Genomic DNA, 20,640 nt, shown 5'->3' with positions numbered 1-20,640 from the left:
GCGGAACCGAAGCCTCAGTCCTCGAGCGCGTCGGCGATCCGTCGCAGTTCGCGGGTCGCGTCGCGCACCTCGTCGCGGAGCTGGCGGACCTCACGCACCATGTCCTCGGCGGCCTGGGCCTGCCGTTCGCTGCCCTCGCCGCCTTCTTCGGCAGCTTCACCGCCCATACCGGGCGGGCCGCCGCCCATGCCGCCGGGACCGCCGCCGCCCATGCCGCCGCCACCCATACCGCCCGGGCCGCCACCGCCGCCCATCATGCCGGACATCATCTGTGCGAAGGGGTTGCCGCCGCCGCCGCCGGGGCCCTCGCCGCCCATGCCGGGCGGGCCGCCGCCCATCTCCTCCGGGCCGGGCGCCTCGCCCTCTTCGCGCTCCTCCTCGCGGCGCTGGCGGATCTCCTCGACGCGCTCGCGGAAGGATTTCTCCTCCGCTCCCTCCTCGGTGCTCTCCTCGGCGGGCTCGTCGGCCTCGTCGGGTTCGTCTGCCATACCTCCGGGTTCCGGGGCCACGGCGAAAAGGGTTGTTCTCCCGCGCAGTCGAAACGGGTTTGTCACCCGGGGACGATCGCTGCCCGTGTCCCGCTACACCCCGCCGAGACTCTCTCTCCGGGTGAAGGCTGTTCTGGCACTCTGGTTGCTCTTCGTCGCCGCCGCGAGCCTGTTCTTCCTCGGGGACCCGGTGATCCCGGCACTGTTCGGGGTTCTACTCCTCGCTTCCTACGGCGGCTGGCGGCTGTTGCGGGCCGTCGAAGCCGCCGCCGACGGCCTCCAGCGTCTCGCCCGAGAGCGCGAGGAAGGCTGAGCCCGACCGGGACGGTTTTCCGCACCACTGCCCGACACCGAACCGATGGTTCCGCCGCTGGCACTGGACATCGACGGCACGCTGACCACCCCCGAGGGGACGATCGCGCCGCGGGCGTTCCCCCTGCTCGCGGCGTGGGAGGCGCCGGTGGTGCTGGCGACGGGGAAGGCGTTCCCCTACCCCGTCGCACTCTGTCAGTTCGTCGGGATCCCGGAGCGCGCCATCGCGGAGAACGGCGGCGTCGCGCTGGTCGACGGCCACCTCGACTACGCGGGCGACCCCGAGCGCGTCGACGCCGCGGTCGAGGCGTTCGAGGAGCGCGGCGGCGACCTCGGTTGGGACGGCGTCGACACCGTGAACCGCTGGCGCGAGACGGAGGTGGCGGTCAGCCCCACCGCCGACGAGGAACTGCTCCGAGATATCGCCGCGGAGTTCGACCTCGCGGTCGTCGACTCGGGGTACGCCTACCACCTCAAGAGCCCGGACGCGAGCAAAGGCGCGGCGCTGACCGACGTCGCCGAGACGCTCGGGCACGACCCCGGGGAGTTCGTCGCCGTCGGCGACAGCGAGAACGACGCTTCGACGTTCGCGGTCGCCGGCGAGTCCTACGCGGTCGCGAACGCCGACGAGACCGCCAAACGTGCCGCGGATCGCGTGCTCGACCGCGGCTACGTCGACGGCACGCTGGACGCGCTCCGGGCGATCAGGGACCGAGCGAAAAACGGCGAGTAGCCCGACGGCTCAGTACTGTTCGGCTGTCGCGGCGGTCTCCCCCTCGATCGGGACGAACGCTCCGTCGATATCCCACTCGTGGATGCAGTACAGCTCCCCGAGCCGGTCGGCCCGCCAGACCCCGTCGTCGGAGTGTTCCACCCGGCCACAGCGCTCGCAGGCGCGCCGGTCGGGCGTACGGAGGAGATCGGTCATTGGTGCCACGAGGCAGGGTACGGGCATGAACCTTCCGCCGACGGCAGGCTACCCGACGGTCTGCGTCGCTTCGACGAGCCCCGGTAGCGACGCGGCGAGATGGAGCGTCGTCACCTCGGTGCCGCCGAACGTCTCGGTGACGCTCCCGATCCGCTCGAACCCCAGCGACTCGTAGAACCCACTCCCCCGCTCGTTGGCGTCGAACACTTCCAGCCAGACGCGGTCGTGCCCCGCCCCGCGGAGCTGTCGGGCGACGTGAGCGGTGAGTTCCGTGCCGACTCCCTCCCCCCAGCGCTCGGGGGCGACGTAGAGTCGCGAGAAGAACGCGTCCGGGTCGTCGGGATCGCTCGCCCAGTCCCGTGCCGGACCGGCGTTGGCGAACCCAACCACGCCGTCGTCGTCGGCGACGAGGAAGCAGCCTCCCTCGGTTTCCGCGACTTCGCGAACCTGTTCCCGTAGCGAGTCGCTGTCGTACCACTCGTCGACGGTCGCCTCGACCGTCTCGGCGCCGAGGATGTCGTCGTAGGCGGCGTGCCACGACTCCCGGGCGACGGCGGCGATCGCCGCCGCGTCCGAGGGTTCGGCGTCGCGGATCTCCATACTCGCGGCTCTCCCGCCGCCGGCTTGAGGGTTTCGTCCGACAGCTTTTCGGTCGGTCCACCCGCCCGAACCGGCGTGGAGTTCACTCCCCGCCGGACGTTCTGGCTCGCCCTCTGCTGGCTCGGCGCCACACAGAGTCTCTCGTGGGGGATCGCGGTCGCCCGAGTCGGCGTCTGGCCCGGGAACGTCGCCGCGTTCGCGGGGTTCCTGCTGTTGACGCTCCTCGCGCTGGTCGGCGTCGCCCGCCCCGAGTGGGCCGGCGGCCCCGAGGGGCGGACGCCGGTCTGGTGGGCCGCCGTCGTCGCTGCCGTGGTCGGGACGGTCGGATTCCTGCTCTAGACCGAGCGATACGACCCGAGCCGCGTCCCGTCGGTCAGGTACGCCTCGCCGTCGGCCAACGCCTCGGGTAGGAACGGCGAGAGGAACGACTCACCTTCGACATTGATCCACGTGCCGCCGGAGCGGTCGTTGAACGCCGGGAACACCACCAGCTCGGGGTCGTTCCACACGAGTTCGTCGCCGTCGTCGCCGAGCGCCTCCAGGAACGGCTCCCGCCGCAGCGACCCGCGGAGCCACGCCCGTTCGACCCGGCTCCCGCCCACCTCGTCGGTCAGTCGAACGGAGGGGTGCTCGTGGCCGATACAGAGCGTCGACGCCGAGAGCGCCTCGGCGCCGGGCCACGTGTGACCGTGGGCGAGCCCAACGTCGTCGATCCTCCCACCGTCGGTCGGCAACAGGTCGATCCGGTCGGGAAACACGTCGGCGACGCCGCCGTCGTGGTTCCCGGTCGCGAGCGTCAGCGGAACTCCCCGCGAGTCGAGCGCGTCGAGCAGGTCGCGCACCTCCTCGGCCTCGACGCCGTCCGGTTCGGCGATCCGGTGGACGAGATCGCCCAGCACGACCACGCGGTCGGCGTTCGTTCGATCGAGCAAAGAGAGCAGTCGCCGCCGGCGCTCGTCGGCGTTCGAGTCGAGTTCGACGCCGCGCTCGTAGCGCAGGCCGACCTCGATCCCGGCGTGGTAGTCCGCGACCGCGAGGCCGCGTTCCTCGCCGAGATCGAGCGTCGCCGCCGGTGCGCCGGGGATCGGTTCGACCGCTGGCTCGCCCATCAGATCGCCTTGAGCGTGCCGTCGCTGGGCTCGTAGCACTTCCCGCTCATCATCGCGTCCTGGATCGCGTCCTCGACGGCGCCGGCGTCGACGCCGTGCTCGTCGACGACGCGCTCGACGACCGCGCCGTGGTCGGCGCCGTCGCCGTCGTCCAGTTCGGCCATCGCGTCGACCGCCGCGTCTTCGAGGTCGACGTCGGCTTCGTCGGCCGACGCTTCTTCCTCGGGCTCCTCCGTCGCTCCCTCCTCGTCGTCGGGTATCTCGGACTCGATCTCCTCGAGTTCCTCCTCGGAGCTGGGTACGTCGATGCCGGCCTCGCCGGGCTCGCCCACCTCGCTACCGGTGGAGAACTCCGTGCCGAACTCCTCTTTGACCTCCTGGCGCTCCTCCTCGCTCAGCGCCTCCTCGTCGTCGTCGACCGTCTCCTCGGGATCGAAGTCGCCGAGCTCCTCGGCCTCGCTCTCGACGGTGTCCTGGACCGACTCGTCGGCGTCGGAGTCGTCGACTTCCTCCTCGGCAGGTTCGTCATCCGGCTCTGCGGCAGACTCCTCGTCGGCGGGCGGTTCCTCGGTGGTTTCGGACGCCTCCGATTCCGCTTCGTCGGTCGCCGGTTCGCTCGTCTCCTCGGACGGTTCGGCCTCCGCTTCCGCAGGCTCGGACGCCTCGGCGTCGGTCGTGTCCGGCTCCGCTTCGTCGCTCTCGGGTTCGGCCGATTCCGATTCGCTCGACTCCGGTTCGCTCGACTCCGTCCCTTCCGTCGTCGGTTCGACGGTTTCCGGCTCGGACTCCGCCTCGGCTGCTTCGCTTTCGACGTCGTCGAGGTCGATCGACACGTCGGGCAGCGGGCCGAGTTCGGTCGGCGTGTCGTCGTCGGGGAGCGTCTCCAGCGAGCCGACCGAGTCGCGCTCGCCGGCGACCTGCTCGACCGTCTCGACCGCGAGCGAGCGGACCGCTTCGAGGTAGGCGGGGCCGGTGTCGTAGTGGTCGATCGCCTTCGGCACCCCTGCGGCGAGCGAGGCGTCGACGTCCGCCGCCTCGAGTGCGGCGCGGAGGTCGTCGCCGCGACGCTCCGAGTCGAGCGCTTCGGCGAACACTGCGATCCGGTGGAGCGTGCGCTCGGCCGCGGAGACCACCCAGCGGTCCCGCGTCTCGGCCTCGACCTCGTTGATGCTCTCCGGGCGGACGGAGGTGAACACACGGTCGGAGTCATCCGGCTCGAACGTCCGGGCTTTGCCCGAGAGTGCGACGAACGTCGGCGGTTCGGTGCGGTTCAAGAAGGCGTGCTCGTCGGGCTGGTACTGGCCGGCGTAGGTGACGAACGCGCCCGTCGGGTCGACGACGCGCCCGCGGAGGCTGTCCTCGTTGACCTGCTCGATCTCCGTGAGCACGCCGACGGCGAACAGCCGGTTCACGCGTGCGCCCGTCGGTGTCACGACGTAGTTCGGCGCGCGCTCCTCGTCGCTCTCGGAGTACGACAGCGTCGCGTCGTCGAACTCCGCGGCGAACAGTCGGCGGGCGATCTCGCGGTTGCCCGGGCCGGAGTCGGCGCTCATGCGCCCACCCCCAGCTCCGCGAGCAGTTCACGCGCGGCCGTCTCGGGCTCCTCCTCTACGGGTTCGAACGCGTCGGCGTTGAGGTTCGCGCCGTACTCGTCGACCGAGAGCGAGCCGCGGGCACGGTAGGCGTCGCCCACCAGTGCCGCGGCGATCTCCTCGGCGACGACCTCCCGGTCCATCGCTTCGCGGGCGGCCTCGCGGGCGTCGTCGAGGTCGCCGCCGTAGATCCCCTCGGTGAGTTCGCGGCCGAGGATCACCGTACACGTCCCCGTGCCGTCGTCGAGGATCGCCTTCGTCCGGAGGTCGTCCTCGCCGTCGACCTGGCCGTGGGATCGACACTCGCCGTTCTGGATCGCGCGGTTGCACTCCGGACAGCGCTGGATCAGCCCCGAGCCGTCCCGGACCTCGATCACGTTGCCCGAGAGCGCCACGTCGAACAGCCCGCCGCCGGCGACCGCCTCGCCGATCGACATCGACGGCGCCGAGTCGGTGACGGTCACGTCCTCCTCCAGCGACGTCACCGTCGAGAACTCCGAGACGTTCACCGAGGGCGCGCCGCGATACTCCCGGACGTACACGTCCTCGAGACGGACGCTCGCCCCTTCCTCGATTTCGGTGTGGGGGTCCCAGTCGGTGAAGGGGAGCCGGCCGGTCCCGTCGCCAACGACGCCCGAGAGGATCTCGGTCTCGCCGTCCCGGCCGTCGATCGTGCGCTCCTCGACTTCGACGACCTGCACCTCGATGGTCCGGCCGCGGTCGCCGGGTTCGAGGTCGATCAGGTCGCGCTCGCCGCCGATCTCGTCGGGCACGTCCAGCTCCTCGCTCTCGAGGGCGACGCTGGTGCTGTCGCCAAGATTGAGTTCGGGGCTGCCCTCCCACTCGCGGACGCCGGCGTTGCCGACGGTGACGGTGTCGCCCGGCTCGAAGCCGAACTCCTGCCACGCGGTGTAGGAGACGGTCCCCGTCTCGTCGGCGAACTCCCCTTCGCGGATGGTGATGTCCTCGCCCTGGTACCGGATCGAACGTGTCCCTTTCGTGAGCACGCGCACGGTTACGGTGACGTTGTCGTGCTCGGTCGTCAGCTCCGACAGTTCGAGCGACTCGGGGGTGGCGTCGCCGCCACCGCCGCCGCCGTGTTTCCGGCGGACGCTCTGTTTGGCCTCGTCGATCGGAACGCTGTACTGGAGGAGGTTCTCCAGGTCCTCTTTGACCTCCTGTTTGTCAACACCGAGAGCGGAGGCGAGCTCCTCGGCGTGTTTGTCTACGTCCATCGTCCCGAGTTGGGCCGCGATGGCTAATAAGCGTTCGTCCGGGGGCCTGGATCGACGTCTGAGTCGGACCGAACCATCCTTGCGTCTGGGTGAGACACGGGGAGTATGGACGCCACCACACGCTTGACTCTCGCCCGCGAGGCCGCAAGATCCGGCGGCGAGGTCGCACACGGGGGGTTCCGCGGCCCGCTCACGGTCGAGACGAAGGAGAACGAACTCGACTCGGTGACGGAGTTCGATCGCGAGGTCCAGCGCCACGTCACCCAACTCCTCCGTGACGACGACCCCGAGGCGGTCATCGTCGGCGAGGAGGAGCTGCCGGACGTCGAGACCCGGACGGTGCTCCCCGAGAGCGGCGCGGCGTGGGTCGTCGATCCGATCGACGGCACCAACAACTTCGTCGCCGGCAACCGGATCTGGGGCTGTGCGGTCGCGGCCGTCGAGGACGGGGAGGCCGTCGCCGCGGTCAACGAGTTCCCAGCGCTGGGGGACAGCTTCGCCGCTGCCGACGACGGCGCGATGCGGAACGGGGAGCCCTGCAGCGTGAGCGACCGGACCGACCCGGGGACGTTCACGATCAACCCGATCTTCGGTCTCTCCGACTACGAGCGCCGGAAACTGAGCGAGTACGTCGGGACCATCGCCGAACAGTTCGGCGACAGCCGTCGGTTCGGGAGCTCGCAGTTCGCGCTCTCCTCGGTTGCCGCGGGCGAGCTCGACGCCGCCGTCTCGGCTATCCAGCTCTCGCCGTGGGACACCGTCGGCGGCGTCCACATGATCCGCGAGGCGGGCGGGACCGTCACTGACCTCGACGGCAACCGCTGGACACCCGGCGCCCCGGGCATCATCGCCTCGAACGGCGAGGCCCACGACGAACTCGTCGCCGCCTTCGACTGATCCTCAGGCGTCGTAACTCAGTACGACGCCGTCATCGAGCCGTTCCACGTCCGTCAGCGACAACGCTGGGAACGAGTCGGGATCGGTGAACCCCTCGCCGTCGGCTAGCGTCGGCGCCTCCCGGCCGCCGATCACGACCGAGCCGACGTAGACGGTCAGTCGGTCGACCAGACCCGCCTCGAACAGCGAGAAGATGAGTTCGCCGCCGCCCTCTACCAGCAGGCGCTCGACGCCGTGTTCCGTCAGTCGGTCGAGCGCCGCCGCGAGATCGACTCGCCCCGACCCCGCCGTTACCACGGTCGCGCCAGACGCCGAGAGCGCTGCCACGTCACCGTCGTCGGCGTCGTCGCTCACGAGTACGTACGTCGCGGCCGCATCGTCCAGGATCTCCGCATCTGGCGGCGTCCGTGCTCGGGAGTCGGCGACGACGCGGGCAGGGTTGGGTGGCTCCCCGTCGCGTTCGCGCCGTTCGCGTCGTTCGGCGTCCTTGACGGTCAACCCCGGGTCGTCGGCCAGCACGGTTCCCACGCCGACGAGCACGCCGTCGGACTCCGCCCGAAGTCGGTCCATGCGGTCGAAGTCCGCCGGGCCGGAGATCGCCACCTGCTCGCGCTCGCGGGTCGAGAGCTTCCCGTCGACGCTTCCGGCGGCGTTCACGTGGACGTGCATACGCCCCGTCGGCGCGCCGGCGGGTCGACTCTTTCGGTCCGAGCGGGAACGCTCAAGTTCCGGCACGTCCGACTACCATCAATGACCGACGAGACCGAGGTCGCCGTGATCGGTGGCGGGGCCACCGGGGTCGGCGTCGCCCGCGACCTCGCGACCCGCGGCGTCGGCGTGGCGCTGCTCGAACGCGGGATGGGGCTCAACGCCGGCACATCGGGGCGCTCACACGGCGTGCTCCACAGCGGGGCGCGGTACGCCGATTCGGATCCGGAGGGGGCAGTCGACTGCCTGCGGGAGAACCGCACCCTCCGGGAGATTGCCCCTGGCTGTATCGCCGACGCCGGCGGGCTGTTCGTCCGGCTCGCGGACGACGACCCCGACTACTTCGAGCGAAAACTCGATGCCTGTCGGGAGGTCGGGATGGAACCGACACGGCTCGATCCCGACGAGATCCGGGAGCGTGTTCCCGGGATCTCCGAGAACCTCGCGGAGGGGTTCGTCGTGCCCGACGGCGTCGTCTACCCCTCGCGGCTCGTGGCCGCCACTGCCGCGAGCGCACGCGATCACGGCGCCGAAATCCGGACGAACGCGCCTGTCACCGACATCGACGCTGTCGGGGATGGCGATCCGGAGCGGATCGCCGTCCACGTCGACGACGGTCCGAGCGTCACGGCGGACGCAGTGGTCAACGCTGCTGGCCCCTGGGCCGGCGAAGTCGCCGCGATGGCCGGCGCGGAGTTGGGCATGCGACCGACTCGGGGTGTGATGGTCGCTGTCGACTACCCGGATATCGGCCCCGTGCTGAACCGCTGCCGCGAGCCCGCCGACGGCGACATCGTCGTCCCCCACGGCGAACAGGCGGTGCTGGGGACCACCAGCGTCGCCGTCGACGACCCCGACGCGTTCGAGCGGGAGGACTGGGAGGTCCAGCGCACGATCGAGGAGTGTGGCGCGATACTCCCCGATCTCCCCGACGCGGCGGTCGAGCGGACGTACTGGGGGCTCCGCCCGCTCTACGAACCCGACGAGATCGGCCGCGGCGGACGCGGGATCTCCCGCGACTTCGCCGTCGTCGCCCACGACGCCGCGCCCGGGTTGGTGAGCGTTGTCGGCGGGAAGCTCACCACCTACCGGCTCATGGCCGAAGCCGTGGCTGACCACGTTTGCGGGAACCTGGGCGTCGACGAGCCGTGTCGGACGGCCGAGGAGTCACTGCCGGGCGCGGACGACCCCGAACGGCTCGACGAGCTTGTCCGGGAGTTCGGCGCTATCGGCCCCGCAGACGCCGACGTGATCGGGAGATAGCGAACAGCCGGAGAGTGTGGGTCGGCGCGACGGGCTCCGGACGACGCCCGTGTTCGTCGCGCCGCAGTTCTCAGATCACGCGACGGGGTGGTCCCGTCATCGGACAAAAAGGCTCGGTGGACAGCGGTCGTGGGTCGCTCAGTCGTCGACCGGTTCGACGCCGATCGTGACCGCGACACCCTCGATCTCCCACTCCTCGACGAGGCCGCGGTCCTCGTCGATCTCGCTCACGTCGACGAACTCGGCGGCGCGGACCTCGTCGGCAACCAGGTCGCGGCGGTCCTCGAAGAAGCCCGCCACGCGCTCGTCCTCGGTGTCGACCCCGACGCGGATCTCCTCTTCCACATCGAGTTCGAGGCGCTTGCGGCTCTCCTGGACGCGCCGGATCAGGTCGCGAGCGTACCCCTCGCGCTCGATCTCCTCGGTGAGTTCGGTGTCGACGAACACTGTCCCTTGGTCGAACTCGGCGTCGGAGACGTGCTCGGGCGGCTTGGGTTCGTACTCGACCATCTCGTCGGTCAGGTCGACCGTCTCGCCGTTCACCTCGACGCCGTCCTCGACTGCCTCACGCCGTTCGCCGCGGACGGCGGCCATCACGTCCTGTGCGTCGCCGCCGAACGCTGGTCCGATCACGCTCATCTGCGGGTCCGCGATCTCGACCAGCTCCTCGTAGTGGTCGGTGACGGTGAGTTCCTGGGCGTTCACGCGATCGAGGAACAGCTCCTCGAGGTCGCGCATCGCCGCGGCCACGTCGTCGTCATCGGTCTCGACGACGACCTCCTGGACGGGCCAGCGGAGCTTCCGGCCACCCTGCTGGCGGGCGTTCGCGGCGGCCTCCTCGACATCGCGAAGGACAGACATGTTCTGCTCCAGTTCGGGGTCGTGCCACTCCTCGTCCGGCGTCGGTGCTTCGAGCATGTGCACCGTGTCGGCCTCGCCGTCGAGCGTCTGGTACATGCGGTCGGCGAGGTAGGGCGTGAACGGCGCGAGCAGGCGGACCACCTCGTTCAGCACGGTCGAGAGCGTCGCGTACGCGCCGCGTTTGCTCGCCGAGTCGCTCTCCTCCCACATGCGTTCGCGGATCGCCTTCACGTAGAACCGGCTCACGTCCTCGGTCACGAAGTCGAGCAGCGCGTTGAGCGCGTCGTGGACGGCGTACTCCTCCCACGCCTCCTCGGTCTCCTGCTCGACGGTCTGGAGCCGGGAGAGCACCCACTCGTCGACGACGCTCAGTTCGCCGTCTTCGAGGTCTGCCTCACCGGGATCGTAGTCGTCCAGCTCCATGTACGGCAGCGGGAACCGGAACACGTTCCAGAGGATGTTGAGCGTCGACTGGGTCTCGTCGAGCCCATCCCACTCGAAGCGCAGGTCGGCGCCGTGCTGGTCGTGCTGCAGCAGGTACGCCCGGAGCGGGTCGCGCCCGACCTCCTCGATCGCCTCGTGGGGCGTGACGATGTTGCCGAGGCTCTTGGACATCTTCCGGCCGTCGCTGTCCAGCGCGAACCCGTGCATCACGACCTCGTCGTAGGGGACCTGATCGACCGCGGCGGTGCCCATGCCCAACTGCGACCAGAACCAGCCGCGGGTCTGGTCGTGGGCCTCGACGATCACGTCGGCGGGCCAGAGTTCGTCGAAGTTCTCGTCTTCGCTGGGGTAGTCGAGCGTCCCCCACGTCGCCACCGAGGAGTCCAGCCACACGTCGAACACGTCCGGCACGCGGGTGTAGGTGGTGCCGTCCTCGGTGATCGTGAGGTCGTCGACGGTCGGCCGGTGGAGGTCGAGTTCGTCGACGTCCACGTTCTGGTCCGCGCGTTCGGCCAACTCCTCGCGCGTCCCGACGACGATCCAGTCCTCCTCGGTGGTCTCCCCCGCGCTGCTGCCCTCGGGCGTCCAGATCGGGATCGGGATGCCCCAGTAGCGCTGGCGGGAGACGTTCCAGTCCGGCGAGTCCTCGATGAAGTTCCGGAAGCGGTTCTCCCGCGCCTCCGGCGGATGCCACTCACTGTCCTCCATGTTCTCGAGGAGATCCTCCTTCACGTCGGTGACGGTGATGAACCACTGCTCGGTCGCGAGGAAGATGATGTCCGTGTCACACCGCCAGCACTGCCCGTAGTCGTGGGTGTACGTCTCGTGGGCGAGCAGGTAGCCGTTCTCGCGGAGGTCGTCGACGATGTCGTCGTTGGCGTCGCGGACGAACTGGCCGGCGTACTCGCCGGCGCGCTCGTCGTACACGCCGTCGCTGCCGACCGGACAGAAGATGTCCAGCCCGAGCTCCTCGCCGCGCTCGAAGTCCTCCTGCCCGTGGCCGGGCGCGGAGTGGACCAGCCCGGTGCGGTCGGTCTCGACGTAGTCTGCGTGGTACACCTCGCCGGCGCCGACGAAGGAGGGGTGGTCGGGCACCTCCTCGGCCAGCGGGTGGTCGTACTGCCAGCCGATCAGTTCCTCGCCCGTGAGCGTCTCCTCGATTTCGTACTCGTCGAAGCCGCCCTTCTCCATCACCTCGTCGACGCAGTCGGTCGCGACGTAGAGCACGTCCTCGTCGCCGGCGCGCTCGGCGCGCACCTTCGCGTACTCGACGTCCTTGTCGACGGCGACGAACGTGTTCGCGGGGACGGTCCACGGGGTGGTGGTCCAGGCGACGAGGCTGCCCTCGCGGTCGGAAAGCGGGAACTGGACGTAGATCGAGGGGTCCTCGACCTGGTGGTACTCGACCTCGTTCTTCGCGATCGCGGTCTCACACCGCGGACACTGCGTAATCGAGCGCTTCCCCTGCTCGACGAGGTCGTTGTCGTGGGCTCGCGAGAACGCCCACCACGCCGACTCCATGTATTCGGGGGAGATAGTCTGGTAGGGGTCGTCCCAGTCCATCCAGACGCCGATGGACTGGAAATCCTCGTCCATGTTCTCGCGGTTCTCGACGGCGAACTGCTTGCACTCCTCGATGAACTTCTCCATCCCGTACTCCTCGATGTCCTGCTTGGAGTCGAAGCCGAGCTCCTGCTCGACTTTCGTCTCGATGGGCAGGCCGTGCATGTCGTACCCCGGCCGGTCGGTGACGTGGTGGCCCTCCATCCGTTTGCGCCGGATGACGGCGTCCTTGAGGGTCTTGTTCCACGCGGTGCCGAGATGCATCTGCCCGGAGGTGTACGGCGGGCCGTCGACGAAGAAGAAAGGCGGGTCGTCGGCGTGTGCCTCCTTGGTCCGTTCGTAGGCGTCGTGGTCGTCCCAGTACGCCGAGACGGTGTCCTCCACCGCCTGCGGATCGTACTGGTCCGGGACCTCCTCGTCCATACTGGTTGGCTGTATTGGGTCGCTTATCAACCCGGTGGTCCGGCAGTCGTGCTGTTGGATGGGTTTCGTTACCAAATTTCTCTCTGACTATCCGTGGCGAAGGGATGTGAACCGCCAGTGCAGTGGCGCGAAGCGCTCGCGCCTCCGTGCGCGAGCCGAGCGCGAGGGACGACTGACCGAGCGCAGCGAGGGAGGGAGTCGGTTGGGGAGGTTCGAGGGCCGTACGGGCGGGACTGAAAGGGGCTGACCGCTGGGCGACGGCGGACGACGCAAGGACCGCAGCGGAGCGAGGACCGCAGCGAGTCCCCCGAGCCCAGCGGCCAGGGGCTTTCACGGTGTACCCAGCTACTTCTGCAGCTAAACCATTCGCTACGTCCCAAATCTCGAAAATCCAGAACCCGTGCCACGAAGGAGAGCTTCAAACCCGTGCCCCGTCAACCCACTCGCAATGAGCGACATCCCACTCGAACACATTCACCGCGAACCCGACAGCGACACCGGACACGCCGTCTTCGTCCTCCACGGCCGCGGCGCCGACGAACAGGACCTCCTCCCCGTCGCGGACCGCCTGCCCGGCGACCGTCACGTCGTCAGCTTCCGCGCGCCGGACCGCCTGCGCGGCGGCTACACCTGGTACGACCTCGACCTCTCCGACGGCGGCCTCGAGTCGAGTCAGCCCGACCCCGAGGGGTTCCGCCGCAGCCTCGACATGGTCGCGGAGTCGGTCGACGCCGCCGTCGACGCGTACGACCTCGATGCCGACAGCCTCGGCCTGCTGGGGTTCAGTCAGGGCGCGATCACCAGCCTCTCGCTCGTGCTCGAAGGGCCCGACACGTTCGCGTGGGTCGCCGCCCACCACGGCTACCTCGCCGAGTCCCACGCCGACCGATCACCGGACGGGATCGAGGACAAACCCGTGTTCGTCGCCGCCGGCGCGGCCGACCAGATCATCCCCGCCAGTCGCTCGGAGGCCGCCGCCGAGGGGATGCGCGAGGCCGGCGCTGACGTGACGTTCGGCACGTTCGAGGGCGGCCACGGGATCGGCCCGGACGAACTCGACGCGGTGCAGGAGTTCGTCGAGCAGCACGACTAACTCGGCGTCTCGGTCGCCGTCGAAGTCGCCCTCGAAGTCGCAGTCCCGTTCTCACTCGCGTTCGCCGGTGTCGGCGTCGTCACCGGTGCCGTTTCGTTACGCGCCTCGGGCAGCCACGCCGGCGGCGATAGCTCGACTGTCTCGAACCGGTAGTCGAGCGCGAACCGAACCGGCTCGCGCTCGCCGTCGTCGTCCCGGTCCGGCAGCGTGTAGCTCGCGCGGATGCGCCTGATCACGCCCCGGTCGGAGACGTTCGCCACCGCTTCGTAGTCCGCGATGTCGCCCTGGAGAACGGTCGGCGGGTCGCCGTCGACCGCGATACGGTAGGTCCGGCAGCCGGACGCGTTCTCGCCCACACAGTGCACCGTTGAGTCGTCGCTGACGACGTAGCGGTAGAGGTACGAGGTCAGGTCGTCGTACAGCGTCCCCGGCCGCTGCGACGGCGGGAACCGCGCGTACCGCGTCTCGTTGAATACGGTTCGCTGAAACACTGCCTCGCCGTCGGCGTACACGCCGAGTCGAGCCATCGACCCGTTCTCGGCGTCTTTCGAGAGCTGGGACACCGTCCGGTGGCGGTAGTGGCTCGCGTTCACGATCCGGGTGGTCAGGTTCTGCCGGACTGCGCCGGCCGTGACCGACGCGTTCGGGGGACCGGTGATCACGACGGATCGCACGCGGGAGCGGTTCCGCACGGCTGCCTTGTGCGCGCTCACGAGCGCGGCCGGATCGACGACCCCCGCCCGCGTGACTCCCGGAAGCAGTTCGGGCCCGTCGGTCGGCGTCGGACTTCTGGCGCCGATGGCGCCCCCGCTCTCCTCGGCCGGGGTCACGTCGCCGACCGTGATCGGTTCCCGGTCCGGACCCCCGATACCCGGCACCGTCGGGCCGGCGAGGGCGACGCCGACCAGTGCGACGAGCAGGAGGCCGACGAGCGCCCGTTGCTGCCCGACCACCGCGGGGATCCGCCCCCGCACTGTGTCGAGCGCGGTCTCCTCGTCGGCCTCGTCGACGACCGTCCGCTCCAGCGGCTGGTCGAACCACTCCTCGTACAGCGCGGCCGCGGCGTCGCGTTCGACCCCGTACAGCAGCAGATCCCGGAGCTTTTCGGGCGGGACGTACCTGACCCCTGCCTCCGCCGCGGCCGACTGCACGGCGTCGCGGTCGCGTGCGGCGACGAGCGTGTCGACGCCGCTTAGGTCTGGTGTACCGAATCGCCCGGGATCGGTGACGCGGATCCGCCGTCGCTCGTCGTCCCGTTCGGCGACGACGACGTCGTCCTCGACACTGGTCTCCCACCCGCGGGCGGCCCAGAGGTCGGCGACGAACCCGACTCGGTCGCCGGCGGGGAGAGCGCGGAACTCGCTCGCGAACGCGTGGGCGGGGACCGGCTGCATCGCTCGACACTGGGACGACGACGCCAAAAAACGCACCGCCGATCAGAGTCCGGGGACGAAGCTGACCGCGTCGACGGTTTCGAGCAGCATCCAGCAGAGGAACACCGCGTAGGCGACGAGCAGCAGCGACGCCTCGCGGTCGCTGAGCTGGAGATCCGTCCGGAGCGCGGTGAACAGCCCGACTGTCGCGACGACGAGGAACGTCATCATCGGCACCGCGACGCCGTAGTTCACCACGGCGCCGCCGGCGAGCACGATCCCCGCGGGCACGGCGACCAGCAGGTCGAACACGTTGCTGCCGAGCACGTTCCCGAGGCTGGTCACGCCCCGGCCCTCGCGAGCCGCACGAACCGAGACCAGCGTGTCCGGCAGCGACGTCGCGGCGGCGACGACGGTCAGCCCCCAGACCGCCTCCGGGACGCCCAGCGTGGCGGCGAACACGTCCGCACCGTAGACGAACCCCTCGACGGAGACGAGCACGAGTGCGAGGCTGAGCAGGAGCGTCCCCCACTGCTTGGCCACGTCGATCGACTCGGCGGGCGTTTCGGGCACGTACTCCACCGTGTCCGCGTACTGGATGAACACGTAGAGCCCGTAGAGCCCGATGAGCACCATCCCGAGCCACGGGGGGACGTTCGCCGCCAGCCGATCGCCCCCGGCGGGGTAGTAGATCACCCCGAGCGAGAACACGAGCAGCAGCGCGGCGACGGAGAGCATGTAGAACAGCGCCTCCTTGTACACCACGTCGCGGCTGGCGTTCAGTTCCTCGTCGGACAGTAGCGCGGCCGCGCCGGGGATGACGAGAATGTTGAACACTGCGGAGCCGACGACGGCGCCGACACCCAGATCGAACGACTCGTGGAGCACGACCGACAGCACGGCGATCGAGAGCTCGGGGAAGCTCGACCCCACCGCGGCGACCACCGACCCCTGGATCACCGGCGGCAGCCCGTAGTGCCCCGAGAGGCGGTGGCTGGCCTCCTCCAGCATCTCCGACCCCTTCCAGACGACCCCCGTCGCCACGAGGGTAACGACGGTCGCCAGCAGTACCGACATGGGCGGGGGTTCAAACGGGCGACCCAAAACGGCTCCGGGCGAGCGTCGTCGTCCGGTTGATCGATCGGGCCGCGGTACCGATCAACCGCGGTCGGTGGATCGGGCCGCGGTGACGGTCAACCGCGGTCGGTAGCCCTAAACCCACCAATCTCCAACCCCGACGTATGAGCGTCGCCAAGACCGTCGAGGACCTCGGGGCCGAACTCGGCGAGCGCATCGCCGCCACCGACGAGTACCAGCGCTTCGAGGAAGCGAAACGGGCCGTCGAGGAGAGCGAGGAGGCCCAGCAGCGCATCGCCGAGTTCGAGTCGCTCCGCGCCGAGCTCACCACTGCCCGCCAGACCGGCGAGGCGGATCAGGAGCTGGTCGACGACGTGCGGCAGGCCCAGCACGAACTCCACTCGCTGCCGGAGATGGCCGAGTATCTCGAGGCCCAGGAGGCGTTTCAGGCCCGCCTCGACGCGGTGAACGACGCGATCTCCTCGGAACTCGTCGTCGACTTCGGCGGCGAAGCCGGCGGCTGTTGTCAGGACTGACTGCGACACGGAGAGTCGCAGTCTGTCAGGACTGACACCAACGTACTACGGAGGCGTTCGATCAGACGACCGAGAGTTTTTGTCGGAAGCCGGGACCAGGGAGCCCTATGCTCGCAATCGCCGGCGGCAAGGGAGGGGTGGGGAAGACCACGACCGCGCTCGGCCTCGCCGCCGCGCTCCCCGACCGCCCGCTGGTCGTCGACGCCGACCGCGACATGCCGAACCTGCACGCGCTCGCGGGCGTTCCCGCCATCGACGTCGATGGCCCACACGACTGTCCGGAGCACGCCTGTCGCGTGCTCCCAGTCTCGGGAGAGGACACCCCATCTGTCGACCGACGGCTCGGACGGCTCCAAACACGAGAGACCGACAGCCACACGCTCGTCGACACGCCGGCCGGCGCTGGCGTCGACGCCGCGACGCCGTTACAGATCGCCGACGGCGTCGTGCTGGTGAGCACTGCCTGCGCGCCAGCGTTGCGGGACGCAGCCAAGACGGCGTCGATGGCCCGCGCGGTCGGGACGCCCGTCGTCGGCGCCGTGTTGACCCGGACCGCCGCCCGCCCACCGAACGCGGCCGACTTGCTGGGCTGCCCGCTGCTGGCTACCGTCCCGGACGTCGCCGACCGACCTCTCGACGACCGGCGAGTCCGCGAGCGGTACGAGGCGGCCGCGACAGCACTTCTCGACATCGAGTCGTTGTGAGCGGCTGACAGCTGCACGGAACGCTTTTGGCGCACAAACGTGTACCGTGATCCATGGCGCAGCGGCTTCCGACCGGCATCACTGTCCTCGACCGGGAGATCGAGGGCGGGATCCCCGCGGGCTCGATCGTCCTGCTCTCCGCCGAGCCCGCTAGCCAGTCGGAGCTGTTCCTCTACGAGCTCACGGCCGAACGGCAGACGCTGTATCTCACGACCGTCCGCTCCGATCAGGCCGTGGGTGACGCGATCGACCGAACTAACACTCGGACTGGCGACCCGACCATCCGTGACGTGGGCGGCGACGCCCCGCTGGACAGAGCTAACCGCCTGATCGGCACGCTGCCCGAGGAGGCGACGCTGATCGTCGACGTCGTCGACGCGCTGGAGCGCTACGACCGCAGTCGCTACCGGCGCTTCCTCAACGAGCTCCAGACGGTGATGGTCAACACCGGCGGGGTCGCGATCCTCCACGGGATGGACGGCGTCGACGTGCCGAACAACCGCGACCTGACCGCTCACGTCGCGGACGTGGTGTTCGACCTCCAGACGACCGTCACCAACGCCGAAGTGGAGAACCGCCTCGTCGTCCCCAAGTTCCGCGGCGGGAAGGCGCTCTCGGAGCCGATCAAACTGCGGCTGGACGAGAGCGTCAACATCGACACCTCCCGGGATATCGCCTGAGTACCCCTGCGACCGCTCATTCCTCCCCCAGCGCCAGTAGTCGGCCGGCATCCCCGGTGACGAACAGCGCGTCCGGAGTCGCGACGACCTCACCCAGCCCCTCGGGAGTCCTGGACCACTGTTCCTCCCCGGTCGCCGCCGAGAGCGCGGTGAGTCGATCCTCGCCGCGGAGGAGGACGCTGTCGCCGGCGACCGTGGGGGTGCCGATCCTGCCTTCCGACTGCTCGTAGGTCCACGATCGCTCGCCGTCGTGGGTGATCGCGTAGAGCGTCTCGCGGCCGGCGGCGTAGACGTGCTCGTCGTCGACGGCCATCGGCTGGTGCCCGCTGTCGACCAGATTGAACCCCCAGCGTCGCTCGCCGTCGGTGCCGTACGCGACGACGAGCCCGTAGCTCTGGATCAGCAGCAGGTCGTCGTACACTACCGGCCCGCCTGTCACGGGATTGGTCTCGGCGCGCCACTGCACCTCGCCGTCGTCGGTCTCCATCGCGACGATACCCGTCGCTCCGGAGTTCGAGCCGACGTACAAGGTGTCGCCGTCGACTGCGGCCGGCGTCGTGAACGTCGTGTTCCCCTGGTCGACCGTATCTTCGACCCGACGGGACCACAGTACCGACCCATCGGCGACCCACAGCGCGTGGACCTCGCCGCTCCAGTCCGGGACGTAGGCGACGCCGTCCTCGACGGTCGGTGGGGCGGTCAGGCGGGCGTCGACGTCGTACAGCCACTCCTCCTCGCCGACGCGCGATCCGAAGCAGAGCACCCGGCCGCGTTCGAGCGACCGCTTCCCGCTCACGAGGATTCTGTCGCCGAGGACTGCTGGCGGGCCGTTGAGGTCGATCCGGAGCGGTGCCCACCAGTACGTCTCGCCGGCCCGGGCACCCAGCGAGTAGAGCCGATTGAACGACCGTGACTCCGGCGTTACGGCGTCCGCAGGAACGTACAGCCGTTCGTCGACGAGCGCGGGCGTTCCGGCAGCCCGCACGCCGTCCAGCTCTCGCCCCCAGACCGTCGTGGGGTCGCTGGGCCCGGCTTCGACGCGGCGCGAGTGGGAGGTATCGTGACCGTCCATCCGCCACCCGCCGTCGACGCTGTCGAGTTCGCCGCTCGGGAGACCACGGGAGAGACAGCCGGCGAGGCCGATACTCGCGCTCGCGGACGCGAGGAACGCTCTGCGGGAGGGCACGGCCGCTCTCGTGGCGGGGCGAAGTTGAATCTTCTCCCACCGCGTTCGATATCGCGCTATACAGTTTACGTGACTCCTACCCGTCGTCAGTCGAACCGATAGATGTTCGAGAGGTACGTCTCGCGTACCTGGTCCCCCCAGTTGTGGGTGTACGTGTCGATGACGTCGCTAGCGACGTCGCCCCGGAGGTACTTCACGACACCTCGATCGCCGGTCCGGTCCCGGAGGTGCGTGGTGAAGAAGTGCCGGAAGTAGTGGGGCGTGACGTTCTCGCCGGCACCCGCGCCGGCTTCGTACCAGCCCATCTCCTCGGCGTACTCACGGACGTAGTGCCGGATCGCCCGTGCGGTGAGCCGTTCACCCCAGTCGTCGGCGGTCGAAACGAACAGCGGTTCGGCCGGCGAGAGCGAGTCGGGACGGATCGCCAGCCAGCGGCGGAGCCCACGCCGGAGTTCGTCGTCGACGGGGACCACCGTCGAGCGTTTGCGCTTGTTCGACTCCTCGCGGACCTCCCCGTTGTACTCCCCCCCGCGTGCTGGCTCGCTGTCGACGTATATCGCGTCGCCGCGGCCGTCGAGCTGTGGCCGTCCGTCGAGACCGTACTCCGAGAGTCCTGGGTTCGAGAGTCGAAGATCCCGGCAGTCGAGGTTGCAGAGTTCGCCGACGCGCATCCCGGTTTTCAGCAGTGTCAGCACCACTGCGTGGTGAAGCGGGTGGGTGATCCGACCGAGGAAGCGTCCCATCGTCGCCACGTCGACGTCACGTCGTTCGGGGTCTTTCTCGATGGACTCGTCCATCTCCTCCATCACCAGCGCCATGGGGTTCTCGTCGAACGCGCCGACCCGGGTCATGTAGTCGTAGAAGCGGTTGACCGTCGTGGCGTAAGTGGCGACGGTGCTGGGTGAGAGATCCGCCCGCAGCGAGTGGACCCACGCCAGACAGTCTCTATGCCCTGCGGCGCCGGGGTCGGTCGACCGGCCGTCGAGGAACTCGGCGAACCCCCGAAGCACGCGTTCGTAGGCGTCACGAGTCCGTTCGGCTCGGCCGTGCATCTCCATATCTTCGAGGTAGTAGTCGACCGGATCCGCGACCTCGGCGGCGGGGCGCCTACTCGCCATCGAGCACGTACCCCCCATCGCGACCGCTGTAGCGGATCTCCTCCGACTCCTGGATGATCCGATCGAGCCGGTCCTCGAAGTCGCCCAGCACCGCGTCGACGAGTTCGTCCCACCCGACTGGCGCCTCCTCGGTCAGTGTCTCGCGGACACGCGTTTCGAGGGCGTCACCCCTGGGGTTCGAGCCCGGAGAACCGGGGTCCTCGGGGGTACTCGCTTCCCCGCCGTCGTCGTCGGTCTCGAAGCCGCTCCGGCCCGCCTGCACCATCGTCCGGACGAACTCGCTCTGACTCATTCCGAGTTCGTCGGCGGCCTCGCGCCACGCCTCGCGCTGGTGGGCGGGCACCCGCGTCTTGACCTGGACCGTCTCGCTGTCGGCGTCTGCGGCCATGGAACGAGGCTCTCTCGCCTGGCACATCAACGTACCGGAAACAGGGATTAGGGCACTAATCC

22 protein-coding genes are annotated in these 20,640 nt (G+C 69.5%); 9 read left to right on the top strand and 13 right to left on the bottom strand.

Going from position 1 to position 20,640, the window contains the following annotated elements; translation table 11 throughout:
• Window positions 1-14: 14 nt before the first annotated feature.
• Window positions 15-488 (bottom strand): hypothetical protein, encoded by a 474-nt coding sequence (locus tag B4589_RS03800; protein WP_079233025.1) that lies wholly within the window; start codon window positions 486-488, stop codon window positions 15-17.
• An 85-nt stretch (window positions 489-573) separates the two neighbouring features.
• On the opposite strand from B4589_RS03800, the gene B4589_RS03795 reads away from it, so the two are divergent.
• Together B4589_RS03795 and B4589_RS03790 are read left to right on the top strand one after the other, a co-directional pair.
• Window positions 574-801 carry a hypothetical protein gene (locus B4589_RS03795; protein WP_079233024.1) on the top strand — a complete coding sequence of 76 codons (228 nt, stop codon included), beginning with the start codon at window positions 574-576 and terminating at the stop codon, window positions 799-801.
• Window positions 802-846: 45 nt separating this feature from the next.
• Entirely contained in the window at window positions 847-1,533 is a 687-nt protein-coding gene (locus tag B4589_RS03790; protein ID WP_079233023.1) for an HAD-IIB family hydrolase, read from the top strand.
• Window positions 1,534-1,542: 9 nt separating this feature from the next.
• Here B4589_RS03790 and B4589_RS03785 read toward each other — a convergent pair whose 3' ends face one another.
• Window positions 1,543-1,728 carry an HEWD family protein gene (locus B4589_RS03785; protein WP_079233022.1) on the bottom strand — a complete coding sequence of 62 codons (186 nt, stop codon included), beginning with the start codon at window positions 1,726-1,728 and terminating at the stop codon, window positions 1,543-1,545.
• 48 nt (window positions 1,729-1,776) lie between these two features.
• A complete protein-coding gene (locus B4589_RS03780; protein WP_079233021.1) occupies window positions 1,777-2,328 on the bottom strand; it encodes a GNAT family N-acetyltransferase in 552 nt (183 codons plus the stop codon).
• 75 nt (window positions 2,329-2,403) lie between these two features.
• On the opposite strand from B4589_RS03780, the gene B4589_RS03775 reads away from it, so the two are divergent.
• Window positions 2,404-2,667, top strand: coding sequence for a hypothetical protein (locus B4589_RS03775; RefSeq protein WP_079233020.1), 264 nt, complete (start codon window positions 2,404-2,406; stop codon window positions 2,665-2,667).
• Here B4589_RS03775 and B4589_RS03770 read toward each other — a convergent pair.
• Genes B4589_RS03770 through B4589_RS03760 form a run of 3 tightly spaced genes read right to left on the bottom strand, consistent with a single transcriptional unit; the run spans window position 2,664 to window position 6,264 of the window.
• Window positions 2,664-3,437 carry a metallophosphoesterase gene (locus tag B4589_RS03770; RefSeq protein ID WP_079233019.1) on the bottom strand — a complete coding sequence of 258 codons (774 nt, stop codon included), beginning with the start codon at window positions 3,435-3,437 and terminating at the stop codon, window positions 2,664-2,666. The genes B4589_RS03775 and B4589_RS03770 overlap by 4 nt on opposite strands.
• A complete protein-coding gene (locus B4589_RS03765) occupies window positions 3,437-4,990 on the bottom strand; it encodes an RPA family protein (RefSeq protein ID WP_079233018.1) in 1,554 nt (517 codons plus the stop codon). The genes B4589_RS03770 and B4589_RS03765 overlap by 1 nt, the downstream gene beginning before the upstream one ends.
• Window positions 4,987-6,264, bottom strand: a complete 1,278-nt coding sequence (locus B4589_RS03760; protein ID WP_079233017.1) for a Single-stranded DNA binding protein — start codon at window positions 6,262-6,264, stop codon at window positions 4,987-4,989. Before B4589_RS03760 ends, B4589_RS03765 begins: the two co-directional genes overlap by 4 nt.
• A 105-nt stretch (window positions 6,265-6,369) precedes the next feature.
• Between B4589_RS03760 and B4589_RS03755 the strand changes: the two genes are divergently transcribed.
• Window positions 6,370-7,161 carry an inositol monophosphatase gene (locus B4589_RS03755; RefSeq protein ID WP_079233016.1) on the top strand — a complete coding sequence of 264 codons (792 nt, stop codon included), beginning with the start codon at window positions 6,370-6,372 and terminating at the stop codon, window positions 7,159-7,161.
• 3 nt (window positions 7,162-7,164) lie between these two features.
• On the opposite strand, the gene B4589_RS03750 is transcribed toward B4589_RS03755, so the two are convergent.
• Window positions 7,165-7,830 carry a 2,5-diamino-6-(ribosylamino)-4(3H)-pyrimidinone 5'-phosphate reductase gene (locus tag B4589_RS03750; RefSeq protein ID WP_079233015.1) on the bottom strand — a complete coding sequence of 222 codons (666 nt, stop codon included), beginning with the start codon at window positions 7,828-7,830 and terminating at the stop codon, window positions 7,165-7,167.
• 81 nt (window positions 7,831-7,911) lie between these two features.
• Here B4589_RS03750 and B4589_RS03745 point away from each other — a divergent pair, with 81 nt between their 5' ends.
• Complete coding sequence (locus tag B4589_RS03745; protein ID WP_079233014.1) at window positions 7,912-9,132, top strand: FAD-dependent oxidoreductase; 1,221 nt, start codon at window positions 7,912-7,914, stop codon at window positions 9,130-9,132.
• 138 nt (window positions 9,133-9,270) lie between these two features.
• Here B4589_RS03745 and ileS read toward each other — a convergent pair whose 3' ends face one another.
• Window positions 9,271-12,423, bottom strand: coding sequence for an isoleucine--tRNA ligase (ileS, locus tag B4589_RS03740; protein WP_079233013.1), 3,153 nt, complete (start codon window positions 12,421-12,423; stop codon window positions 9,271-9,273).
• A 448-nt stretch (window positions 12,424-12,871) separates the two neighbouring features.
• On the opposite strand from ileS, the gene B4589_RS03735 reads away from it, so the two are divergent.
• Complete coding sequence (locus tag B4589_RS03735; RefSeq protein ID WP_079233012.1) at window positions 12,872-13,516, top strand: alpha/beta hydrolase; 645 nt, start codon at window positions 12,872-12,874, stop codon at window positions 13,514-13,516.
• Here the strand turns inward: B4589_RS03735 and B4589_RS03730 are convergent.
• Entirely contained in the window at window positions 13,513-14,910 is a 1,398-nt protein-coding gene (locus B4589_RS03730) for a hypothetical protein (protein WP_079233011.1), read from the bottom strand. The genes B4589_RS03735 and B4589_RS03730 overlap by 4 nt on opposite strands.
• 42 nt (window positions 14,911-14,952) lie before the next feature.
• Window positions 14,953-15,966, bottom strand: coding sequence for a sodium:calcium antiporter (locus B4589_RS03725; protein WP_079233010.1), 1,014 nt, complete (start codon window positions 15,964-15,966; stop codon window positions 14,953-14,955).
• 164 nt (window positions 15,967-16,130) lie between these two features.
• On the opposite strand from B4589_RS03725, the gene B4589_RS03720 reads away from it, so the two are divergent.
• The 3 genes from B4589_RS03720 to B4589_RS03710 all read left to right on the top strand — a co-directional run bounded on the left by B4589_RS03720 (window position 16,131) and on the right by B4589_RS03710 (window position 17,886).
• A complete protein-coding gene (locus tag B4589_RS03720) occupies window positions 16,131-16,502 on the top strand; it encodes a YlbF family regulator (RefSeq protein ID WP_079233009.1) in 372 nt (123 codons plus the stop codon).
• A 107-nt stretch (window positions 16,503-16,609) separates the two neighbouring features.
• Window positions 16,610-17,206 (top strand): hypothetical protein, encoded by a 597-nt coding sequence (locus B4589_RS03715; RefSeq protein WP_079233008.1) that lies wholly within the window; start codon window positions 16,610-16,612, stop codon window positions 17,204-17,206.
• Window positions 17,207-17,259: 53 nt separating this feature from the next.
• Complete coding sequence (locus B4589_RS03710) at window positions 17,260-17,886, top strand: transcriptional regulator (RefSeq protein WP_079233007.1); 627 nt, start codon at window positions 17,260-17,262, stop codon at window positions 17,884-17,886.
• Between the two features lie 16 nt (window positions 17,887-17,902).
• Here B4589_RS03710 and B4589_RS03705 read toward each other — a convergent pair whose 3' ends face one another.
• From B4589_RS03705 to B4589_RS03695, 3 genes are all read right to left on the bottom strand, one after another.
• Entirely contained in the window at window positions 17,903-19,072 is a 1,170-nt protein-coding gene (locus B4589_RS03705) for a PQQ-binding-like beta-propeller repeat protein (RefSeq protein ID WP_255246121.1), read from the bottom strand.
• A gap of 86 nt (window positions 19,073-19,158) precedes the next feature.
• Window positions 19,159-20,190, bottom strand: coding sequence for a tyrosine-type recombinase/integrase (locus B4589_RS03700; RefSeq protein ID WP_079233006.1), 1,032 nt, complete (start codon window positions 20,188-20,190; stop codon window positions 19,159-19,161).
• A complete protein-coding gene (locus B4589_RS03695) occupies window positions 20,180-20,578 on the bottom strand; it encodes a DUF5805 domain-containing protein (protein ID WP_079233005.1) in 399 nt (132 codons plus the stop codon). Before B4589_RS03695 ends, B4589_RS03700 begins: the two co-directional genes overlap by 11 nt.
• Between the last annotated feature and the right edge of the window lie 62 nt (window positions 20,579-20,640).

Source organism: Halolamina sp. CBA1230 (assembly GCF_002025255.2).
GTDB lineage: Archaea > Halobacteriota > Halobacteria > Halobacteriales > Haloferacaceae > Halolamina.
This window is presented reverse-complemented; position numbering and strand designations above follow the sequence as displayed.

Coding starts and splice junctions, on each gene's coding strand:
- B4589_RS03695 (WP_079233005.1), bottom strand. CDS start 20,578: ATGGCCGCAGACGCCGACAGCGAGACGGTCCAGGTCAAGACGCGGGTG.
- B4589_RS03755 (WP_079233016.1), top strand. CDS start 6,370: ATGGACGCCACCACACGCTTGACTCTCGCCCGCGAGGCCGCAAGATCC.
- B4589_RS03710 (WP_079233007.1), top strand. CDS start 17,260: ATGGCGCAGCGGCTTCCGACCGGCATCACTGTCCTCGACCGGGAGATC.
- B4589_RS03800 (WP_079233025.1), bottom strand. CDS start 488: ATGGCAGACGAACCCGACGAGGCCGACGAGCCCGCCGAGGAGAGCACC.
- ileS (WP_079233013.1), bottom strand. CDS start 12,423: ATGGACGAGGAGGTCCCGGACCAGTACGATCCGCAGGCGGTGGAGGAC.
- B4589_RS03765 (WP_079233018.1), bottom strand. CDS start 4,990: ATGAGCGCCGACTCCGGCCCGGGCAACCGCGAGATCGCCCGCCGACTG.
- B4589_RS03730 (WP_079233011.1), bottom strand. CDS start 14,910: ATGCAGCCGGTCCCCGCCCACGCGTTCGCGAGCGAGTTCCGCGCTCTC.
- B4589_RS03750 (WP_079233015.1), bottom strand. CDS start 7,830: ATGCACGTCCACGTGAACGCCGCCGGAAGCGTCGACGGGAAGCTCTCG.
- B4589_RS03715 (WP_079233008.1), top strand. CDS start 16,610: ATGCTCGCAATCGCCGGCGGCAAGGGAGGGGTGGGGAAGACCACGACC.
- B4589_RS03720 (WP_079233009.1), top strand. CDS start 16,131: ATGAGCGTCGCCAAGACCGTCGAGGACCTCGGGGCCGAACTCGGCGAG.
- B4589_RS03700 (WP_079233006.1), bottom strand. CDS start 20,190: ATGGCGAGTAGGCGCCCCGCCGCCGAGGTCGCGGATCCGGTCGACTAC.
- B4589_RS03770 (WP_079233019.1), bottom strand. CDS start 3,437: ATGGGCGAGCCAGCGGTCGAACCGATCCCCGGCGCACCGGCGGCGACG.
- B4589_RS03735 (WP_079233012.1), top strand. CDS start 12,872: ATGAGCGACATCCCACTCGAACACATTCACCGCGAACCCGACAGCGAC.
- B4589_RS03725 (WP_079233010.1), bottom strand. CDS start 15,966: ATGTCGGTACTGCTGGCGACCGTCGTTACCCTCGTGGCGACGGGGGTC.
- B4589_RS03785 (WP_079233022.1), bottom strand. CDS start 1,728: ATGACCGATCTCCTCCGTACGCCCGACCGGCGCGCCTGCGAGCGCTGT.
- B4589_RS03760 (WP_079233017.1), bottom strand. CDS start 6,264: ATGGACGTAGACAAACACGCCGAGGAGCTCGCCTCCGCTCTCGGTGTT.
- B4589_RS03780 (WP_079233021.1), bottom strand. CDS start 2,328: ATGGAGATCCGCGACGCCGAACCCTCGGACGCGGCGGCGATCGCCGCC.
- B4589_RS03790 (WP_079233023.1), top strand. CDS start 847: ATGGTTCCGCCGCTGGCACTGGACATCGACGGCACGCTGACCACCCCC.
- B4589_RS03745 (WP_079233014.1), top strand. CDS start 7,912: ATGACCGACGAGACCGAGGTCGCCGTGATCGGTGGCGGGGCCACCGGG.